At 44.8% G+C, this 17,206-nt stretch carries 17 protein-coding genes; 12 read left to right on the top strand and 5 right to left on the bottom strand.

Annotated elements, in window-relative coordinates; all coding sequences use genetic code 11:
• The first annotated feature begins 1 nt into the window (after position 1).
• The 5 genes from QUA50_RS04975 (at position 2) to QUA50_RS04995 (ending at position 2,498) form a co-directional block, all read left to right on the top strand.
• A complete protein-coding gene (locus QUA50_RS04975; protein ID WP_333267179.1) occupies positions 2–322 on the top strand; it encodes a nucleoside triphosphate pyrophosphohydrolase in 321 nt (106 codons plus the stop codon).
• A 103-nt stretch (positions 323–425) separates the two neighbouring features.
• Positions 426–896, top strand: a complete 471-nt coding sequence (locus QUA50_RS04980; RefSeq protein WP_333105229.1) for a DNA phosphorothioation-associated protein 4 — start codon at positions 426–428, stop codon at positions 894–896.
• Between the two features lie 10 nt (positions 897–906).
• Complete coding sequence (locus QUA50_RS04985) at positions 907–1,962, top strand: endonuclease/exonuclease/phosphatase family protein (RefSeq protein ID WP_333267177.1); 1,056 nt, start codon at positions 907–909, stop codon at positions 1,960–1,962.
• A 145-nt stretch (positions 1,963–2,107) separates the two neighbouring features.
• Entirely contained in the window at positions 2,108–2,296 is a 189-nt protein-coding gene (locus QUA50_RS04990) for a DUF6888 family protein (protein ID WP_333077086.1), read from the top strand.
• Positions 2,283–2,498: a DUF6887 family protein gene (locus QUA50_RS04995; RefSeq protein ID WP_333267175.1), complete on the top strand. Its 216-nt coding sequence runs from the start codon at positions 2,283–2,285 to the stop codon at positions 2,496–2,498. The genes QUA50_RS04990 and QUA50_RS04995 overlap by 14 nt, the downstream gene beginning before the upstream one ends.
• A 62-nt stretch (positions 2,499–2,560) precedes the next feature.
• On the opposite strand, the gene QUA50_RS05000 is transcribed toward QUA50_RS04995, so the two are convergent.
• Positions 2,561–4,153 (bottom strand): DGQHR domain-containing protein, encoded by a 1,593-nt coding sequence (locus QUA50_RS05000; RefSeq protein ID WP_333267174.1) that lies wholly within the window; start codon positions 4,151–4,153, stop codon positions 2,561–2,563.
• Between the two features lie 250 nt (positions 4,154–4,403).
• On the opposite strand from QUA50_RS05000, the gene dndB reads away from it, so the two are divergent.
• The 4 genes from dndB to QUA50_RS05020 all read left to right on the top strand — a co-directional run bounded on the left by dndB (position 4,404) and on the right by QUA50_RS05020 (position 9,079).
• Complete coding sequence (gene dndB, locus QUA50_RS05005) at positions 4,404–5,516, top strand: DNA sulfur modification protein DndB (protein ID WP_333267172.1); 1,113 nt, start codon at positions 4,404–4,406, stop codon at positions 5,514–5,516.
• 165 nt (positions 5,517–5,681) lie between these two features.
• Positions 5,682–6,650, top strand: a complete 969-nt coding sequence (locus tag QUA50_RS05010) for an HNH endonuclease (protein WP_333267170.1) — start codon at positions 5,682–5,684, stop codon at positions 6,648–6,650.
• A 22-nt stretch (positions 6,651–6,672) separates the two neighbouring features.
• Positions 6,673–8,388 (top strand): DNA phosphorothioation system sulfurtransferase DndC, encoded by a 1,716-nt coding sequence (gene dndC / locus QUA50_RS05015; RefSeq protein WP_333267168.1) that lies wholly within the window; start codon positions 6,673–6,675, stop codon positions 8,386–8,388.
• Positions 8,389–8,515: 127 nt separating this feature from the next.
• Complete coding sequence (locus QUA50_RS05020; RefSeq protein WP_333267166.1) at positions 8,516–9,079, top strand: GxxExxY protein; 564 nt, start codon at positions 8,516–8,518, stop codon at positions 9,077–9,079.
• Between the two features lie 109 nt (positions 9,080–9,188).
• Here QUA50_RS05020 and QUA50_RS05025 read toward each other — a convergent pair whose 3' ends face one another.
• Positions 9,189–9,476, bottom strand: coding sequence for a hypothetical protein (locus QUA50_RS05025; protein WP_333433649.1), 288 nt, complete (start codon positions 9,474–9,476; stop codon positions 9,189–9,191).
• A gap of 18 nt (positions 9,477–9,494) precedes the next feature.
• Here QUA50_RS05025 and dndD point away from each other — a divergent pair, with 18 nt between their 5' ends.
• Both dndD and dndE read left to right on the top strand, forming a co-directional pair.
• Complete coding sequence (dndD, locus tag QUA50_RS05030; protein WP_333266775.1) at positions 9,495–11,492, top strand: DNA sulfur modification protein DndD; 1,998 nt, start codon at positions 9,495–9,497, stop codon at positions 11,490–11,492.
• Positions 11,493–11,758: 266 nt separating this feature from the next.
• The gene (gene dndE / locus QUA50_RS05035; protein ID WP_333266778.1) at positions 11,759–12,160 is read left to right on the top strand and encodes a DNA sulfur modification protein DndE; all 402 of its coding nucleotides are present in this window, start codon (positions 11,759–11,761) and stop codon (positions 12,158–12,160) included.
• A gap of 178 nt (positions 12,161–12,338) precedes the next feature.
• On the opposite strand, the gene thiD is transcribed toward dndE, so the two are convergent.
• Positions 12,339–13,148, bottom strand: a complete 810-nt coding sequence (gene thiD / locus QUA50_RS05040; protein WP_333266780.1) for a bifunctional hydroxymethylpyrimidine kinase/phosphomethylpyrimidine kinase — start codon at positions 13,146–13,148, stop codon at positions 12,339–12,341.
• A 241-nt stretch (positions 13,149–13,389) separates the two neighbouring features.
• On the opposite strand from thiD, the gene QUA50_RS05045 reads away from it, so the two are divergent.
• Positions 13,390–14,169, top strand: a complete 780-nt coding sequence (locus tag QUA50_RS05045; protein WP_333266782.1) for an MBL fold metallo-hydrolase — start codon at positions 13,390–13,392, stop codon at positions 14,167–14,169.
• 165 nt (positions 14,170–14,334) lie between these two features.
• Here QUA50_RS05045 and ftsZ read toward each other — a convergent pair whose 3' ends face one another.
• Complete coding sequence (gene ftsZ, locus QUA50_RS05050; protein ID WP_333056121.1) at positions 14,335–15,609, bottom strand: cell division protein FtsZ; 1,275 nt, start codon at positions 15,607–15,609, stop codon at positions 14,335–14,337.
• 471 nt (positions 15,610–16,080) lie between these two features.
• Positions 16,081–17,181, bottom strand: coding sequence for a transposase (locus tag QUA50_RS05055; protein ID WP_333243777.1), 1,101 nt, complete (start codon positions 17,179–17,181; stop codon positions 16,081–16,083).
• Positions 17,182–17,206 lie beyond the last annotated feature (25 nt).

Below are 17,206 nucleotides of genomic sequence, written 5' to 3' on the forward strand. Positions count from 1 at the left end.
CGTGGAAAAAGAGTATCATAAGTTGGTGCGCGATCGCATTCCTGAAATTATTCGCAAAAGCGGGAGTGAATGTGAGGTGGTAATTTTGTCGGATGCAGAATACCGTCAAGCTTTGCTGCAAAAATTGATTGAAGAAGCGGGGGAAGCGGCTTCCGCCGACGAGGAAGATTTGGTGGCGGAATTGGCGGATTTGTATGAGGTAATAGATGCGGTGATGGCGAGTTTTGGCATTTCGGGCGATCGACTTTTGGCGGAACAAATGAAGCGGCGCGAAGCAAGAGGAGGTTTTGCACAAAAAATTATGTTGTTGCGGACATTGTGAAGTGTGCCCGGTTGAAACCGGGCGCTACACAAAGGAAGTCTGCCTGTGCGGACTGTTGGATATTTGCGAGATGTATTATAATTAGAAACTAGATATTATGGCAATGGCTGCTAACAAAATTAGAATTGCTAAAGATAAAGCGGAGTTAGTCAAATCATTAACTTTATCGGATAACCACACTGGCCCTTTCCAGACTTACGCCGATGTCATCGCTTTCGCCGCCTCCTTGGGAAAGCAGCGGAAAAAACGATCGCCTTTGGGGGAAATTTCTAAACGAGAACCGGGTGCGATAGATGTTGATATTTTTGTATCGAGGGGTTACGATATGGCGATTAAGTTAATTGCGATCGCCGAAACCAAAAATCCTCAAATTCTCTCCCATCTCGACGAACAATTGGAAGCAGAACGCTTGCAAATTTTTGAAGAATATGCTAATGGTGGACTGGAAATATTGCGAGAAGAGTTGCGGGGTGCGGCGGATTATACCGATCGCCTGTTGTTGGTTTTGATTTCTGAAAGAGACAACCAACATCGGTCAAATGAAGAATTCGATTTAAGCAAGTTCTTATTTTAATAGGTGCCCAATGAAGTATGTACTAGCAGATATCGTAAAGAAAGGGCTTAAGGAATCTGCCAAATTTTTGGCTTACGGCTACTCAGTATTCATGATCTGCTATTTCATTCTCAAACTAATCCTTTGGGATAGAATAGGAGTTATTGCCTTAATTACCACTTTTATTCCCTTAATTTTATTCCCAACTTTCCTGCTTCCCATCATCGGATTGTCAATTATCAAAAAAAGATGGTTCACTATTCTTTCTGGGATCGCCTGCATTATCCTAATAAGTTGGCTGCACATTAAATACTTTTCTCCCACACCAATAAACATCACAGATTCGCACCCCAGCATCAAAATTTTATCCCATAACGTCCGTTGGTATAACACTCAGTCGCCAAGTTTAGCTAAACTGATTCAGAATCAAAAACCCGATATTATCTTTTTACAAGAAATCGTTAGTAAACATACCGAAAGAGCTTTCACTTGGTTAAAAGCAGACTACCCCTATCAAATTGGCAATCCCCCTGTAGGAATTCTCAGTAAATATCCGATTGTCTCCAGCGAAATACTGCACTTAGCCGGCCATCCAGAAACGCAGCAGCGGGCAATTATTAAATTTAACGAACAAGAAGTAGTGATTTATAATATGCAAGCTACCGGGCCGTGGTTGACCAGAGCTAGAAAATTGCGTTTTTTCAAACTTCCTGTTTACATATATGGCAAACGATCGCCTGAAATTCAAGACTTAGTGCAGCGAGTTGAGCGAGAAACTCTGCCAGTCATTGTCGCGGGCGATTTTAATATGACAGACGAAACTCAAGACTATTACAGGGTAAAGAAAGTCTTGCAAGATTCTTTCCGAAAATCTGGATTTGGGTTTGGTTTTACCTGGCCTCACGGTTGGGAACTTAACTTATTGGTAAAAAGGTTAAATTGGAGATTGAATTATCCCGTTTGCCGGATTGATTATATTTGGTATTCAAAGCATTGGGGCGCTAAATCGAGTTCGGTTTTGGAGGCAACTGAGTCCGATCATTTGCCTGTAGGAGCAGAACTTATTTTGTTAAAGGAAGCGGTATAATGTATATAAATTGAGAGGTAAACTTTGGTCTACTATCGAGCGGTAGTAGTGTTTTATAGACAAAAATTGCTAAAACTGATAATAGAAACATACAACTTTCATTGAGCTATATGTTAAAATAACTATTAGGTTGAGTGATTGACAAATGCCTACTGCTGCCCAGCTAGAGAGTTTATATCGCATCAGTTATCAACTGACCTACACGATGCTTCAGCCTATACATCTGATTTGTGTTGACGATCGCACTCGTAACGTATACATATTGGCTGGGTACGATGAAGAGCTTGAGTTCCAAATTTTACCCAATGGGGAGTTTGCTGATGAGCCAAGTTAACTATAACGCCATGTCGAATACTGAATTGAAACAATATTTTCTTAAACATCGTGGAAATCGAGCCGCTTTTCAGGCGTATTTAGACAGAATCAATCAGCATCCGCTGAGGATTATTGCAAGTCCCGGCGATCCAGATTTTGATGAGAAAGTTCAAGCCGCAATTCGCCGAAAGTTAGAAGTGGCAAGAAATCGCAGCAATTGAATGAAGCTAGGGATACGGCAGTGCCGTATCCTGTATTTCATCGTACTCGATATAATAGAAAATTAGCTAAGCACAGGCGGCAATCCCACCTCTTGCGGCTGCACAAACCTGCCGTTAAAACTAATAGCTTTATCCTCAAAAGTCCTCGCTTCCGCTACCGCTTGCCGCAAATGAGCTCGCTCCATATCGTCCTGAATTCCCCCCACCAAATATACAATTAACTTCGTCGCTAAATCCTTTCCAGAAACTAGCATTCGCTTTTTGTTCGGATCGTACAAAATCCCGTACCACGCAGACTCAGGATTGTCCATGTGGCTAAATCCTTCATCCACATCGTACCTGCGGAGTTTGTCGAAAATAGATTTCAGGGAAAGTTTCTTTCTGAATACTAGAATTCCCAAAGCATTAGCTAAAGCAATTTGACCGACTGGACGGAACAAAAGATTTCCCTCGCCCGCTGGCTTTTCAAAACTAAATCGGCGCAATTCGGCCGTTTCTTCGCCGCTTTCAATTCTTTGATAGCTGGGTAAAGTTGCTAAATGATCGAACAATTTTTTAAACTCTTCAATTCCCTCTTTTAGTTCTTCATCTTCGGGACGCATGGGAATTAAACCTTTTCGTTCCGGCTTCCAATGAGGGAATTTGTATTCTAAATACCGTTCGGACATATCTTGCAGCGCTTGCAATGTTGTTAAGACTGTTGATTTGGCTGCGACTGTCGCGCTATCCCAATTGACGCGGGGGTTTCTGTCATCTTGTTCTTTTAATAAGGGATGGGTGACGGCAATTTTTCGGGCTGCGATCGCAAATCCGTTATCCTCGTTCAATAATGCTAGCTGTCCCTGACTCAGCGTTACCGCCATTAGGTTAACGTGCACAAAGATCGATCGCACGCGCCGCTGTGCTTGCTGTCGCGTTTCCCCAGCTACCGCCGCCGGGATAAACTCAATTCCGATTTTTTCGTGAGCTAATTTATACACTGTTTCGGGGTCAATTTGATACTCTTCTGCTAAATCTTCCAGAGTAATTGCAGCGCCGACAGGTTTTTTATTTTTGTTGTATCTTTGCAGGATTCCGGTTTTAATTAAACTCATTAAACCTTGAACTCCCATCAGCCGATGCTGACCGTCTAAGGCAAAAATTGAGACTTTTTGAGAGACATTCAAAAGCCCTAAGTTCTCGTTTTTATCAAAGGATGTAAATTCAGTCGCCGATTTGGTTGCTACGCCATTTTTATCCCATTCCTCGGCTAGAGGATTATCTACCCACGGGGGACTGACGACTACTAAAACTGCGGGGAATTTGTGCGATTTTCGGGCTGCTAAGTATTGAGTTAGGGCGGCTTGGCGCGACCAATCTAAGGGACGCTGGATAATTTCGTCAATGGTTTCGTCGTCGCGGACGATGTTGTTGGTTTGGAGGTCAAATTTTTGGCGGAAAAGCGGCATTTGCGAGGCGAAACGGACGCGAGAGTCTAACCATTCTAGGGTGACTGAACCGATGTATGCTTCGCTGTTTCCCATCTGGGTTTTTTGTACGAAAATGCGATCGTCCTTTCCTAAATAATTATCTAATAAAAGTGCGATTTCCTGTCTGTCGCTATTTTCTTTTTCTAAAATTTTGCTAGCGAGGTCATCCGCTGGGTTGGCGTTCATCGGCGGTTTTTATATAATTAGGCTATTTTTTCAAAAAATATCATATATTAAACTTTATGTCAACACTTGTTTTTAAAAAAACATTGTGAAATACTTAAATTATGCCCTTCTTGCCCACCTCAAAACCATAAAATTTGCAAAAAGTCAATAGCTATTAATGCTTAATTTCCATACCCCATGCCCCATGCCCCATGCCCCATGCCCCATGCCCCATGCCCCATGCCCCATGCCCCATGCCCCATTCTAAAATATGTCTACTTCTTCTTTTGAATACATTTTGCCGGTAATTCGGGGAATTCAAGCGGGCCGCGAATATTACGTGTCGATGTGTCCGGTGCGTTTTTTGCCGAAATTGTTTCCCTTTGAATCAGAAGATTTGCCGCCGTCTATGCGGGCGAAACGCGCGCTTAACAAAGCTAGGATTCCCGAAATAGCTGATTACTTTGTTAAGAATCCTACAAATTATACTTGTGGGGCTATTGCTGCTTCGATTGATGCGGATATTACTTTTGAAGCTGTGGGAAATGAGGTCGAAGAACGGAAAATCGGTCGCTTGCGAGTGCCGATGGATGCTAAGTTTACTATTAATGACGGGCAGCATCGGCGCGCGGCTTTTGAGATGGCTTTGAGGGAAAATCCGCAGTTGGGATATGAGACGGTGGCGCTGATTTTGTTTCTCGATGTTGGGTTGGAAAAATCTCAGCAGATGTTTGCTGATTTGAACAGTTTTCAAGTTCCTTTGGAGGCGTCGCTAAGTCTACTTTACAACCACCGGGACGATCGCGCTTTTGTGGTGAAGGCTGTTGTTAAGCAGGTTGAGGTTTTCCGGTGTTTGACTGAGATGGAGAGGGGGAGTTTGAACGGGCGATCGCACAAATTGTTTGCGCTGAGTGCGATCGATCGGGCGATCGTGGCTTTGCTGTCTAATATTCACGGCCGCGAACAGGCAAAACTCTCTGCTTCTCGCACCAAAAAAGAACAGAAAGAGGAAGAACTTGCTCAAAAAATACAACTGGCGGTTAGTTATTGGAATGCGGTTAGCAGTTTTATTCCCGATTGGCAATTAGTTCTGCACAAGCAAGTTGCGGCGGGGGAAATGCGCCGGGATTGCGTGCACTGTCACAGTGTTGTGCTTGAGAGTTTGGGGGAAGTTGGGGCTGCTTTGCGATCGGTTTATCCTGAGAGTTGGGAGGAACGTTTGAGCCTTTTGCAGCAGGTTGATTGGTCGATTTCTAATCCTGATTGGGAGGGTGGGATTTTGTTGAAAGGGGGGATTTCTAAGTCGAGGGCGAGTGTTAGTTGGATGACTGATTATTTGAAAAAGCGGTTGGGTTTGGAAACCGCAGAGGCACGCAGACAGTGATATAATTATCTCCTGTTTAGGCTAGAAAATTACTTTTTAGTCTGCTGACACTGCTTAAATTGTCTAGTTTCTGCGTTATGGTTGTGCCTTGCGGTGCTTAACTTTTTGTTGAAAAGAGTGTAAAATTTTAGCTCGGATTTTATTTCATCCTAGCGGGAGGAGAAAATGACTACAGGAGAAAAGTCAGAAAATAAGAATTTAGCGTATTATAGACAACGTTTTGCCGCTCTTAATGTCAGTAATACGCGCCAACGTGGTCAAGCTAATCATAAGCCAATATTACTATTATCAATCATCGATCTAATTGCTCAAGGAATAATTAGGGAGAATCAAATTTATGTTTCAGACGAATTAATTAAAACCTTTAATAAATATTGGGATATCTTAGGTTCTGAATCTCACAATCGTGGTTTGCACTATCCATTTTGGCATTTGGAAGGCGATGGTTTCTGGCATAAAAAATTAAAGTCGGGATTTAATGGTTCAAAGCCTAAGACCACTAACAAGCTAAGAGAAGCTGTAGAATACGGTAGTTGGGATAATGAATTATTCGATTTACTTCTAGACCCAAATTCGAGATCGGAATTAATAGATACACTGATTGCGACATGGTTTTCATTAAATAGGGACGATATTGGAGATATTTTACAAGTTAATCAAGATTTTGAAAAAGTTACTCAGACAGAAAGAGAACTATCAGACTCAGCAGTAATTCCTGACGCAGAACCGAAATTTTATTTAACCAAATCTGCTGTTAGAAATGCTTTTTTCAGGAAAGCAGTAGTACATACATATGATTACAAGTGTGCATTTTGTCGATTGAAAGTCATCAGAAATCTCACTCAAACTATTGTAGATGGCTCACATATTAAGCCATTTTCAAAGTTTTATGATAATCAAATTAATAATGGGATATCATTGTGCAAAAATCATCATTGGGCTTTTGACCAGGGTTGGTTTGCTATAGATGATAATTACAGAATTATCGTCGCTAATGACTTAGAAGAGGAATCCCCCAATGCCAGATGTATGAAAGATTTTCATAGTGAAACTATTCTCCTGCCCACTTCCGACCAAGATTTACCAAGACTTGAATCGCTAGAATGGCATCGGCGGAATGTATTTAGAGCTTAATAAAGTAAGTGAGGTTGAAGACATGACAGAAACAATGCTACCACTTTTTCCACCCCGTACCGTTAGGGACTTAGTGGAAGAAATAAAAAAATTAAGTCAAGAAATTAGAGATTTATATTGTTTAGATGATCTACCTTGGGTTTTAGGATATTCCGGTGGGAAAGACAGCACGGCGGTAGTGCAGCTTATCTGGTATGCAATAGCAGAATTACCACATGAAAAAAGGACGAAAAAAATTTATGTAATTACCACAGATACACTGGTAGAGAACCCGATAGTTTCTACTTGGGTACGTCAGTCATTAAAACAGATGAAGTCTGCGGCTATAAAGCAGCAGCTCCCAATAGAGCCTCATATGCTTTATCCAGATGTCAAAGATACTTTCTGGGTCAACTTAATGGGAAAAGGCTACCCAGCACCGAGACATGGATTTCGCTGGTGTACTGAACGCCTGAAAATCCTTCCTTCTAATCGGTTTGTTCGTGATATGGTGAGAATCAATGGAGAAGTAATTCTGATATTGGGTACTCGCAAAGCTGAAAGCATTAAACGCGCTGTTTCAATGGAGAAACATGAAATAGGTCGCATGAGTGACCGTCTAAATGATAAATCTAGTTCCATTAAATCTCTGCTTTATCAGAGTCCTAGTCTGCCTAATTCCCTAATTTATAGTCCGATAGAAGATTGGCGAACTGATGAAGTCTGGATTTATCTGAATCAGTGGCCTAATCCTTGGGAAAATAGCAACAAAGATTTATTTACCATGTATCGAGGCGCAACAGCAGACAATGAATGTCCTTTAGTTGTCGATACGTCTACACCTAGCTGCGGCAGTTCTCGCTTTGGCTGCTGGGTTTGCACAATGGTAAGCCAAGACAAATCTATGGAGGCAATGATTCAAAACGATGAAGAAAAAGAATGGATGCAACCTCTTCTCGATATTCGCAACGAATTAGATATAAAAGACGATCGCCCAAAAAGAGACTTCCGACGCATTTACGGTAGAGTAGAACTGTTTGAACGCAACATGGGCGACGACACAACCTCCGTCGAACCCATCCCAGGGCCCTACACCAAATTCTGGCGAGAACACTGGCTGAGACGAGTCTTGGAAGCACAAACCCAAATCCGCAAAACCGCACCCCTAGAAATGCGCGACATCACCTTAATTACCCCAGAAGAACTTAGCGAAATCCGCCGCATTTGGCTGGAAGAAAAGCATGAATTTGACGACTCTTTGCCCCGGATTTACGAAGAAGTCACGGGCGAACCTTTTGAAGATTCCCGTCCCGCCGCCGAAAGAAAACTCCTAGGTAGCGACGAATGGGCTGCGATTGAAGAGATTTGCAGCGAGGACAAAATGCACCTCGAATTGATGGCAAAACTCCTGGATACAGAACGCCAATACTACACGAAACCCCGCCGTACAGGCATTTACGGCGATTTAGACAAATGCTTTGAAACCAGTTCGCGATCGAAGGAAGAAGCGATTGGCAACGCCCACTATCAACGCAATTTAAAAAAAGCGGTGGAAGATATTAAAGCAAATCCGACGGAAAAAATTCAGCAATTCAAAGATGCGATCGCCCAAACCAACAGTTCCGCCAAAAACGGTACCGTTGATATTGCCAAACTCAAACAAGAACTTGAAAGCAACAGCAATCAAGGGAAGCAGCTATCTTGGGCAGATATCAAATTTTCAACTCCAGATGTAGGAGAGGGAAATATCAAAGATTAGCACGCAACCGCCTGCGGTTAAACCCCAAACTTGTTGACAGCCACTCCGTGCGATCGCATATAATGGTTGTCAACTAACCGCAGCATTACAAAACCCTCATCGTTTAAATTACAAAATTTTTACGACCATGATAGATCCTAATATTCCCCATCAGGATATGACATACAGCATCATCGGCTGTGCAATGAGAGTACACCGGAGGACACAAAAAGGTTTAAGAGAAAAACATTACCAAAGATCCTTTGATGCAGAAATGCTTGAATCTGGAATTACCACAGAAATGGAATATCCCAAACAAATTTACGACGGTCAAGTTTGGATGGGAATCCTCTATCTAGACCATTGGGTCAATGAATGTATTGTAGTAGAGGATAAAGCCGTAAATTATCCAATGACCGACAAAGATAAAGCTCAAATAATAGCTTACCTAGCAGCTACAGGAGCACAAGTAGGTTTATTTATAAACTTTGGACGCAGCAAATTAGAATATCACCGAATCCTCCCACCAAAATCTGTACAAGGTTGGCAGAAACACATTCAACAATACTTGTGGCGGCCCAGAACAAGTGGCAGAGGCTGGATGAGGGGAAGTTCAGGAACCTATGAAGAAACAGATGCGGAACTCCCCTTACCTCCCAGCATTAGACCCCAGAATCAGGAGGAAGATTCAACTGATGTAATTGATTGGTAGCAAGGGGGGAAGCGGTTAGCAACGGATTTTGTAACGGATGTAACGGATGATTAGCAACGTATTTTATAAAGGATTTAACGGATGATTAGTCACTGATTAATTATCAAATCTAATTCCTTCCTAATATGTTCCCACCAACCAACAACCCATCCGTAAAATCCGTTACAAAATCCGCTGCCGAACCCCCCACCAACAACCCATCCGTAAAATCCGTTACAAAATCTGCTGCCGAACCCCCCACCAACAACCCATCCGTAAAATCCGTTACAAAATCCGCTGCCGAACCCCCCACCAACCACCCATCCGTTAAATCCGTTACAAAATCCGCTGCCGAACCCCCCACCAACCACCCATCCGTTAAATCCGTTACAAAATCCGCTGCTAACCGCCCCCCCACCAACCAACAACATCTACAATGCAATTCCTCGAACTCGTCCTCAAAAACTTCGGCCCCTATGCAGGCACCCAAACCATCAATCTCCGCCCCGAAAAAGACGGAAATCCCTGCCCAGTCATTTTATTTGGCGGCATGAACGGCGGCGGCAAAACCACCCTCATGGACGGCATTCGCCTCGCCCTATACGGCGGCCGCGCCCAATGTTCCACCAGAGGCAATTTAAGCTACAGCGACTTTCTCAATCAATGCGTCAACCGCCACACTCCCCCATTAGAAGATACCCGCGTCGAACTAACATTTGAACAAGTCCAAGATGACAAATTAACTCAATTCAAAATAGTTAGATACTGGAAAAAATTAGATATCAAAGACAACCTAAGCATTCTCATCTACAGCGAGATTGTTAGCGATTGGTGGTCGGACAAAGCAATTACTAACACCTGGGACGAATACATCGAAACCCTTTTGCCAGTCGGAATATCCAACCTATTTCTGTTTGACGGCGAACAAGTAAAAGAACTCGCCGAACTCGAAACACCGCCAGAGTTTGTCGTCGGGGCGATTAAATCTCTTTTAGGTTTAGAATTAGCAGAACGCCTCGCCGTCGATTTAGAAATATTAGCAGGCCGCAAGCGAAAAGAAATTGCTGGCAAAAAAGACTTGGCTGCTTTAGATAAAATCGAACAAACTTTTAAGAAAATTACTGATGAAATAGACTTAGCTAAGCAAGAACAAGCCAGCTTTAAAAACGAATTAGATAAAGCTCAAAAAAATCAGCAACAAGCATCAGAAAAGTTTATTTATGAAGGCGGGAAAATTGCCGCCGATCGCAGTCAACTAGACAGACAGCTAAACGACTACAGAAATCAGGCAGACAAAACCCGTCAAGCCCTGATGGAATTGGCATCAAATACGCTACCGCTAGCCTTAATTTCGCCCTTGCTAAGTGAAGCAAAAATTCAAGCAGAAACAGAAGCAAGCCAGCAGCAAGCAAAGATTGCCCAAAATGTTATCAAACAAAGAAGCGATCGCCTTCTCAACTATATCGCGGAAATCTCGTTAAATCCCCAACAGCTAGATAAAATTCAAGACTTCATCCGCCAAGAAAACCAAGAACTCGAACGGCAAGCGGGAACAGACGCCCCGCCCTGGATGAACGCCGACAACAACAGCATCCAGCAACTCGAAAACCTTCTTGGCTACCAAATCAAAGCCCAGCAAATTCTAGCCCGCGACCAAATAGAAGAAATCAAAAGCATCGAAGCAGAAATTGACTTTACAGACAGACAACTCGCAGCCGCCGCTTCCCCCGAAGCCTACGAAAAACTAGAAGAAGAGGTTAGGAAAGCCCAAAAAGCAGTCGCTATCGCAGCCGCAGCCTTAGAATCAGCCAACCGCCGCGTCGATGAATTAGAGAGAGAATTAGCCAAAAACCAAAAAGAACTAGAAAACTACAGCAGCGAATACATCACCATCAGAAACAGCCAACACGTCATCGCCTCCATCGCCAAAGCCCAAGCTACCCTGAAACTCTTTAAAGAAAAACTCACCCTCAAAAAACTCAACAAACTCGAAATAGAAATTACCGACTGTTTCCGCTACCTGTTGCACAAAACCGACCTCGTGCACAGAGTTGCGATCGACACTCAAACATTTAGCCTTTCGATTTACGATCCAGAAGGCAAACCAGTACCCAAACACCGACTTTCAGCCGGGGAAAAACAATTGCTGGCGATCGCCTTTTTGTGGGGATTGGCTAGAGTATCCGGGAGACAATTGCCAGTGGCGATCGACACACCCTTGGGCCGCCTCGACTCCTCCCACAGAAACAACCTAGTGGAACGCTATTTCCCCTCGGCCAGCCACCAAGTCATCCTGCTTTCTACCGACACGGAAATTAGAAAAGTAGAATATGAAAAACTCCAAGAATTAGAGGCGATAGCCCACAGCTACCTCCTCAAATACGACTCCGCCAAACACCAAACCACCGTCGAAACTGGTTATTTTTGGGAATAAAAATTCGCCCTAAAAAATAGCCGCAACCCCCTTGACTTTGCTGGGGAGTTGCGGTAGTATATATAGCATAATGGGATGGTTGCGAAAATTTTATTTTTGCCACCATCCCATTATTAAGGATAAATCCTACTACAATCAGAATACCAAAAAAAACCGATTTAATCAAGTCGCGCCGTGTAAAAAAATGTTAATTATTTCCAGTTATCTAGAGGCTTTGCTTCCCCAAGATTAACACTTTTTACAATATACCAAAAAATCTTAAACTCATGGAACCACCAGTCGATCGCATCCTTTTATCCCAAACAGCCAAGGACCAACTGTCAAAACTCAAACGATCGACTAAAATCGATCGCTGGAACATCCTCTGTCGGTGGGGATTTTGCCGATCGCTAGCCGAACCCAGCATCCCATCCCCAGTACCAATTCCCAGCGACAGCAACGTCGAATTAAGCTGGGATGTCTTCGGCGGCGACATGGCCGATATCTTGATAATGGCCCTCAAGCAGCGGTGTCACCAAGACAATTTAGGCACAGAAAAAGAAACTCTAGCGAGACAGTTTCGCCTGCACTTGCACCGAGGGATTGGTTATTTGGCCGGCGATCCGAATATTAAGAAAATTGAAGACTTGGTGGCGATCGCTCTTTCGCCTGAAAAATTAAGAAATTAACTGATTTTTGACTGTTGGCGGTTCACTCATGTGATTGGTTATATCAATTCCGGTTGGATCGGAATGATTTAACCGCAGAGTACGCAGAGAACACAGAGGAAGAGAAGAGAGAGGAATAATTTTGATGAATCGTGGATTTGATATTATTAGCAGACTCCAACAAGTAACAAATAACTTATTACTTCTGTAACAGGGGGAAAAAATGACCTACTGGCCCTTGGCCTTCCCCAATATCCAAAGCATATTTGAGAGCATGAGTAACATAATCCTTAGCCAATCTCACAGCTGTAAACAAATCTTTACCTAATGCTAAATTAGCGGCGATCGCAGCACTCAAAGTACAACCAGTCCCGTGAGTATTGGGAGTATCAACATTCTCAGTCTTCAACACCTCCAACCGCGTACCGTCAAACCAAACATCAATCCCTCGCAAATCCCCCTTCATCCCGCCACCCTTTACCAAAACCGCCTTCGCCCCTAAACTGTGAATTTTCTTCGCCACCGATCGCATATCGTCTAGAGAAACAATCTGCAAACCGCTCAAAATCTGGGCCTCAAACCGATTCGGAGTCACAACAGCAGCCATTGGAATCAAAACATCCTGCAAAAATGCGATCGCCCCATCATCGATCAATCGATCGCCCGATCGTGATACCATCACCGGATCGACAACCAAATTCCCGATTCCCAAAGCCTCAACCTGTGAAGCCACCGCCGCCATAATTTCCCGGTTCAACAGCATCCCAGTCTTCACAGCATCCACCCCAATATCCCCAACCACCGCCTCAATTTGAGCCGCCACAGCCTCCGCAGACAAAGCATCCACCCGCGTCACCCCCAAAGTATTTTGAGCCGTCACGCAAGTCAAAGCACTTGTACCGTGCACGCAGTGAAACGCAAAAGTCCGCAAATCCGCCTGAATCCCAGCCCCGCCGCCACTATCAGAACCCGCCACAGTCAAAGCCACAGGAATCCTAGATTTAATCATCTTCTTTCACCCCAGATAAACACCAAAATTCCCCAGACACATCCCAATCATATCTGTGGCACGGGCGTCCCGCCTGTGCTTCCGTGGCACGGGCGTCCCGCCTGTGCTTCCCGTGGCACGGGCGTCCCGCCTGTGCTTCCCCGTGGCACGGGCGTCCCGCCTGTGCTTCCGAAGGGGTTAAAATTCCCCAAACAAAATTAGCTATGATTAAACCAAATGTAAAGAATTATTGCAAACAACTGTGAAAATCACCCGAATCGACCTCAACTCTTGGATCTTCCACATCGCAGGCCAAACCATCCTCGTCGATCCCTGGCTAGTCGATCCCCTCGTATTTTACGGTCAACCCTGGCTGTTCACCGCCTACCACAACACCCCCGGATCCTTCACTCCCAGCACCTTACCGCCGATCGACCTCATCCTAATTTCCCAAGGATTAGACGACCACTGTCACAGGCCAACACTCGAACAGCTCGATCGCACAATTCCCGCGATCGCCTCACCCACCGCCGCCAAAGTCCTCAGCAGTTTAGGCTACACCCATATCACATCTTTAGCAAATTGGCAAGAATTTAATTATCAAGAAAAGTTACAAATTACCGCCGTACCCGGAGCCGAAATCGGGCCCGGACAGGAAGAAAACGGCTATTTGCTCAAAGATTTAAGCAGCAGCGAGACACTTTATTACGAACCGCACTTACCGCCCTTAGAAAAAGTCAAACAGAAAATAGACACAGTAGACGTAGCCATCGCCCCAGTCGTCGGTCAAATCTTCCCCTTCCTCGGACAAGTCATCATCGGCCCTTCGGAAGCCCTCAGCCTCGCCCAAACACTCAAACCTCGGTTTTTCCTGCCGACAGCGGCGGGAGACATCAGAACCACAGGCATTTTACCAATGTTAGTGCGATCGATCGGCAGCATCCCCGAATTTCGCGATTTACTAGCAAAATCCGGCCTCTCCACCCAACTCCTCGAACCCGAACCAGGCCAAACCCTGGAAATTTTAGATTTTAGATTTTAGATTTTAGATTTTTTAGATTTTAGATTTTAGATGCTCGATATTTTCGATTTTTTAGATGGGAGATTGGAGATTCAATATTGCCAAATCCCCAATCGCCAAATCCCCAATCGCCAAATCCCCAATCGCCAAATCCCCAATCTAAAATCTAAAATCTAAAATCTAAAATCATCTTGGCGGACGACGGTTACGCAAAAACTCAGGAATATCCAATCCCAAATCCTGCGGCGGTTTCGCTTTCGGATCGGGCGTCTGTTGAGCAGGAGTCACCGGAACAGTTGCAGCCCGCCAAGGAGCATTAACATTTTGCGTGCGCCCCGGAGGCGGAGGCGACGCAACTTCCCCCGAAAAACCAGTAGCGATCACAGTAATCTTAATTTCGCCCTGAAGCCGCTCGTCAATCACCGCTCCAAAAATAATATTGGCATTCGGATCGACAACCTCGTAAATCGTCTCAGCCGCCGCATTCACCTCGTGCAGCGTCATGTCAGTACCGCCAGTGATGTTAAACACCACACCTCTAGCGCCCTCAATAGACGAAGCTTCCAGCAGAGGCGAAGAAATAGCCTGCATCGCCGCCTCCCTAGCCCGCGACTTGCCAGAACCCACGCCAATGCCCATCAAAGCCGAACCCGCATCCGCCATTACTGCCCGCACGTCAGCAAAGTCAACATTCACCAAACCGGGAATAGTAATAATGTCAGAAATACCCTGAACCCCTTGGCGCAGGATATCGTCAGCAACTCGAAAAGCCTCTTGTACCGGCATTTGTTCCGAAATCACAGACAGCAGCTTGTCGTTAGGAATTACGATCAGCGTATCCACCCGAGTTTGCAAAGCCGCGATTCCTTCCTCAGCTTGGCTGGTGCGCCGCCGTCCCTCAAACGTAAAAGGCCGCGTTACTATGCCCACAGTTAAGGCGCCCATTTCCTTAGCGACCTCAGCCACGATCGGAGCCGCGCCCGTGCCCGTACCACCGCCCATACCGGCCGTGATAAATACCAAATCCGCATGATTCAGAGCATTAGCAACTTCATCGCGGGATTCCTCCGCAGCCTTTTGACCGATCGCCGGATTGCCCCCCGCGCCCAAACCGCGCGTCAACTTCTGTCCGACTTGCAAGCGTTTCGGAGCATTTGAGAGAACCAGAGCTTGGGAATCTGTATTCACGCACCAAAACTCGACACCAGAAACCTCGCTAGCAATCATCCGGTTAACGGCGTTGCCCCCACCACCGCCGACGCCAATTACTTTGATTTTGGCGGCACTGCTGGGCATTATGTCTTTGGGATTGACCATAGGATCGATATCAATACTATCTACATTTACATAACCAGACTTGCGTCTAAAGGGATTGGCGGAATCTGCTGCCACCGGAAAATTTTTTACTTCTTCCGAAGGGGGACTGTCTTGGTCAGACCCCTGTCTATTATTAAGCTTCATTAGAGTCGGGGATGGTAGATTAGAGCTTGTTAACTAAACGCCAATTCACAATCAACTATAGGCTAAGTTGCGCGAAAAACTAACACAGATCGATGCTTAATGTTAGCAATCTCGGATTTGGCCGACCTCGCTAGCCCAGACCTCGCTTGACGCCATCCAGGTACTTGACCGGATTAAGGCAGTTGTAAGCTGCGTCAGAAGGAAAAAAATGGATACTAGCCCCAGACGCGGAGCGCTATCCAAAAACTGTGCTGATTTGAAGCCCTATCGATCCTGATGGGCAAAAATTCTGCCTGTCGATCGATACCTTCTACCTTCTGTTGACAGAGGATCAATTCTGGGCGCGAGTGGGTGCGCGAGTGGAACTCTGCTTTGTCAAACTTACCCAAACTTTGCTAAAGCCACCTTTAGCCGCAATTCGGAGTTGACTTCCTGCGCTGTTGGGTGGTCGGCCATCCCAAGATAAGCAGGCTATCCCCCAATAGCCTTGGGTTCCCAATTTAAAATATTTAAACTGGCATTGAGATCGCGATCTATTGAGGAGCCACAAGCAGGACAATCATAAGTCCGAACGCTTAGTGGCATATCTTTTTTATGCCCGCAATTCGCACAAGTCTTAGAACTGGGGAACCATCGATCTACCAGCACTAAATTAGCTCCATACATTTTGCACTTATAATTTAGCTGCCGCCTGAATTCGTAAAACCCTAAGTCGGATATTGCCCCAGCCAACTTGTGATTTGCCATTATTCCGCTTACGTTCAAGTCTTCTATATTGATTGACTTGAAAGTTTTAGCTAAATAAGTCGTTAACTTTTGAAGGAAATCTTTGCGAATGCAAGCTATTCGTGCGTGAAGTCTGCCGAGCTTGTTGTAAGTTTTGCGCTGATTGTTTGAGGCTTTTATTTGTCTTGATGCCTTGCGCTGCAACCGTGCAAGCTTGGTTTTCGCTTGCTTTAATGGCTTTGGTGCATCAAACACTTGACTGTTTGACAGGGTAGCAAAATATTTAATACCCACGTCAATCCCTACAGAGCTTTCGGGTTGTTGAATTGGTAAAAGTTCCGCATCAACACAGAAAGAGACGAACCAGCGATTTCCTTCTTGTGAAATGGTAAAAGTTTGAGAGACAAAACCGCATTCCAGTGGCTCGTGAAGTCGAAAAGTTCCCTGCGTGGGAATCTTAATGGTGTTGCCAGCAGTTAGTAAAACTTTTCCATTAGACGAATCAACCGTGAATGATTGCCCATCCCGGCGGCTGGCAAATTTCGGATGATCGGCTTTTCCCAAGCGATACCGACTGAACGCATCTTTCAAGTCAATCAAAGCGTTTTGGTAAACTCGACTGGACAACTGGTTCATCCAAGCGCATTCAGGTTGTTTCTTGACGTGGTTGGTGAGAACTTTCTTGACTTCGTTGATGACCTTTGAGTCTGAAAAATTGCCCTCACCGTACATTTGGACTCGCAAGCTCAATCCCATGTTAAATACTACACGCCGGAATCCTGCGTGTTTTGCCATCAAGGTTGCTTCCCTATTATTCAATTTGAGCGCTCGCTTGACGGCAAACATGGAAATTCCTCTCAACAATCAACTT

The sequence above is a fragment of the Microcoleus sp. M2_D5 genome, from assembly GCF_036701935.1.
Classification (GTDB): Bacteria; Cyanobacteriota; Cyanobacteriia; order Cyanobacteriales; family Microcoleaceae; genus Microcoleus.

Excerpts from the sequence above, each read along its gene's own strand:
- QUA50_RS04980 (WP_333105229.1), top strand. The coding sequence starts at position 426 with ATGGCTGCTAACAAAATTAGAATTGCTAAAGATAAAGCGGAGTTAGTC.
- QUA50_RS04985 (WP_333267177.1), top strand. The coding sequence starts at position 907 with ATGAAGTATGTACTAGCAGATATCGTAAAGAAAGGGCTTAAGGAATCT.
- QUA50_RS04990 (WP_333077086.1), top strand. The coding sequence starts at position 2,108 with ATGCCTACTGCTGCCCAGCTAGAGAGTTTATATCGCATCAGTTATCAA.
- QUA50_RS04995 (WP_333267175.1), top strand. The coding sequence starts at position 2,283 with ATGAGCCAAGTTAACTATAACGCCATGTCGAATACTGAATTGAAACAA.
- QUA50_RS05000 (WP_333267174.1), bottom strand. The coding sequence starts at position 4,153 with ATGAACGCCAACCCAGCGGATGACCTCGCTAGCAAAATTTTAGAAAAA.
- dndB (WP_333267172.1), top strand. The coding sequence starts at position 4,404 with ATGTCTACTTCTTCTTTTGAATACATTTTGCCGGTAATTCGGGGAATT.
- QUA50_RS05010 (WP_333267170.1), top strand. The coding sequence starts at position 5,682 with ATGACTACAGGAGAAAAGTCAGAAAATAAGAATTTAGCGTATTATAGA.
- dndC (WP_333267168.1), top strand. The coding sequence starts at position 6,673 with ATGACAGAAACAATGCTACCACTTTTTCCACCCCGTACCGTTAGGGAC.
- QUA50_RS05020 (WP_333267166.1), top strand. The coding sequence starts at position 8,516 with ATGATAGATCCTAATATTCCCCATCAGGATATGACATACAGCATCATC.
- dndD (WP_333266775.1), top strand. The coding sequence starts at position 9,495 with ATGCAATTCCTCGAACTCGTCCTCAAAAACTTCGGCCCCTATGCAGGC.
- dndE (WP_333266778.1), top strand. The coding sequence starts at position 11,759 with ATGGAACCACCAGTCGATCGCATCCTTTTATCCCAAACAGCCAAGGAC.
- thiD (WP_333266780.1), bottom strand. The coding sequence starts at position 13,148 with ATGATTAAATCTAGGATTCCTGTGGCTTTGACTGTGGCGGGTTCTGAT.
- ftsZ (WP_333056121.1), bottom strand. The coding sequence starts at position 15,609 with ATGAAGCTTAATAATAGACAGGGGTCTGACCAAGACAGTCCCCCTTCG.
- QUA50_RS05055 (WP_333243777.1), bottom strand. The coding sequence starts at position 17,181 with ATGTTTGCCGTCAAGCGAGCGCTCAAATTGAATAATAGGGAAGCAACC.